Here is a 2340-nt window from a genome sequence, read left to right as displayed (position 1 = left end):
GCGGACGCAAACGTCGGTCGCGGGCGCGAAACCGCCGCGAGCGGCTACCCCAGCGCGAAGAACGCTGCCAGCGCACCGCCCAGGGCGACCGGGTCGTTCACGTGGCAGAGCTCGCGCGCGGAGTGCATCGACAGCAGGGGCACCCCGACGTCGACCGTCGCGATGCCGAGGCGCGTCGCGGTCAGCGGGCCGATGGTCGAGCCGCAGGGCATCGCGTTGTTCGACACGAACTCCTGATACGGCACGCCCGCGGTCTCGCTGAGCCGTGCCCAGAGCGCCGCCCCGGCGGCGTCGGTCGTGTACCGCTGGTTCGCGTTGATCTTGAGCAGCGGGCCGCCGCCGGCAAGCGGCCGGTTCGCGGGGTCGTGGCGGTCGGGGTAGTTCGGGTGCACCGAGTGCCCGGCGTCGGCCGAGACCACCCAGCTGCCGGCATACGCCCGCAGACGATCGCCGTCTGCGGCGCCGAGCCCCTCGGAGATGCGCGTCAGCACGTCGGACAGGAACGGGCCGGAGGCCCCCGAGCGCGACTCCGAGCCGAGCTCTTCGTGGTCGAAGGCGGCGAGCACCGGGATCTGCGCCCCCTGCGCCGCGCCCTCGGCCGCCGCGAGCAGCGCCGTGACGCCGGCGTGCACCGAGCTCAGGTTGTCGAGCCGACGGCTCGCGAACAGCGTGCGCCCCTGCCCGAACCGGGCGGGCGGCTGCGTGTCGGCCGCCAGGATGTCGTAGCCGAGCACATCGGATGCCCGCACTCCAACGGCCTCCGCCAGCAGACCGACCACGTCGGCGCCGCCGAGCGGCGCATCAGAGGCCAGCCCGAAGACCGGCTGCGTGTGGCGCTGCTTGTCGAGGACGAGCCCGTCGTTGTTGACGCCGCGGTCGAGGTGGATCGCGAGCTGCGGAATGCGCAGCAGCGGCCCCGTGCGCACGAGGTGCTCGCGCCCGTCGCGGGTGACGAGACGGCCGGCGAGCTCGAGCTCGCGGTCGAGCCAGGAGTTGAGCAGGGGGCCGCCGTAGACCTCCATGCCGGCCTGCAGCCAGCCGGAGCTCTCGATCGTCGGCTTGGGCTTCAGCTTGAACGTGGGCGAGTCGGTGTGCGCACCGAGAATGTGGAAGGGCGTCGTGGCGCCGGCGCCCTCGGGGACCACCCACGCGATGACAGCGCCGTCGCGGACCACGACGTAGCGGCCGGGGGCCGCAGGCCAGGCATCCGTCTCGGCGAGCCGGGCGAAGCCCGCGTTCTCGACCCGGCGCGCGACCTCTGCGGCCGCGTGATACGAACTGGGCGACGCCTCGACGAACGCGGCCAGATCGTCGATGTAGGCGTCGACCACGGTCGAATCGGCGAAGTCGGTGCGGTCTGCGAGGCCCTCAGCGTCAGTCACCCCTCCACGCTACGCGAACGCCGTCGGCGGCAGGCCCTACGCGGGGTCGGCGGCGGGCGAGATGAGTTCCGTGAACTCCTCGGGCCCGAGGCTTCGCACCCCGAAGTCATGGCTGATGAGCTGGGCGCGCACCGGAACGCCGGAGTCGGCACAGGCCCAGGCGAGCGCCGCGGCCGACTGCTTGTCTTCCACGCTCGCGATCGGGCCGCCCGGCCGCTCCCACACGAGGATCACCGACTCGATCGGCGTGCCGCCGATGGCATGGCGCAGCATCGCCGCGATGCCGTCGGCGAGTTCGGCGTCGAGCGGCGAGGGCAGCTCGTCGTTCGGCATGAGGGTCGGCAGCATCACCGATCTCTCGTCGAGGAACAGGAGCCAGAGCTGCCGGCGGCAGGCGCGCCCGATAAGCCGGGCGACGCGGTCGTTGATGTCGAGATCGGTGATGAGGGGTTCGTCGCGGTCGATCGTGTCCATGCGGCCATCGTGGCGGGCGCTACCGATGCGGCATCCGCTCGATCGCCGGGAATGTGGACGGCTCGCCCACGCCCCGCGCTGTGCTGGGGAAGACGCGCCGAATCAGCTCGCGAGCTCACGGCGGGTGAGATGCAGACCGGCCCTACGGGCACTGAATTTGCCCTCCGCGACGGTGAGCACCTTCCTCGGCGACATCCAGCCCTGAGACGGCTTGTGCAGCAGGAACCCGCCGCCGAGGGTCACGGCCGCGTGCGCCGGATCTCCCCCGGTCGTGCGCCACACCAGCACCGTGCCCGGCCGATCGTCGCGGCCGGCCCGCGCCGGAACGGTCGCCGCAGCGAGCCACTCCTCGAACGGAGCGAGCTGCATCCACTCCTCGGACGCTCCTGAGACGCCGGCGGCGCCCATCACGGTGCCGAAGCAGTTCGGGCCGCTGCGCCCCGCAAAGGTTCCGGCGATCGCGCGAGCGCCGGGGAGCACGTCG

The 2340-nt window shown here is 72.6% G+C and carries 3 protein-coding genes; all 3 read right to left on the bottom strand.

Annotated elements, in window-relative coordinates:
- Positions 1-44: 44 nt before the first annotated feature.
- Positions 45-1331, bottom strand: a complete 1287-nt coding sequence (locus ACM2XV_RS14385) for a M18 family aminopeptidase (RefSeq protein ID WP_487027426.1) — start codon at positions 1329-1331, stop codon at positions 45-47.
- An 87-nt stretch (positions 1332-1418) separates the two neighbouring features.
- Entirely contained in the window at positions 1419-1856 is a 438-nt protein-coding gene (locus tag ACM2XV_RS14380) for a hypothetical protein (protein ID WP_344775487.1), read from the bottom strand.
- Positions 1857-1958: 102 nt separating this feature from the next.
- The coding region (locus ACM2XV_RS14375; protein ID WP_487027425.1) for a hypothetical protein at positions 1959-2340 on the bottom strand (382 nt) is incomplete at its 5' end.

The organism is Gryllotalpicola sp. CP2-P1 (assembly GCF_057512245.1).
The sequence above is the reverse complement of the archived record's forward strand: the minus strand, read 5'-3'. Positions and strand labels throughout refer to the sequence as shown.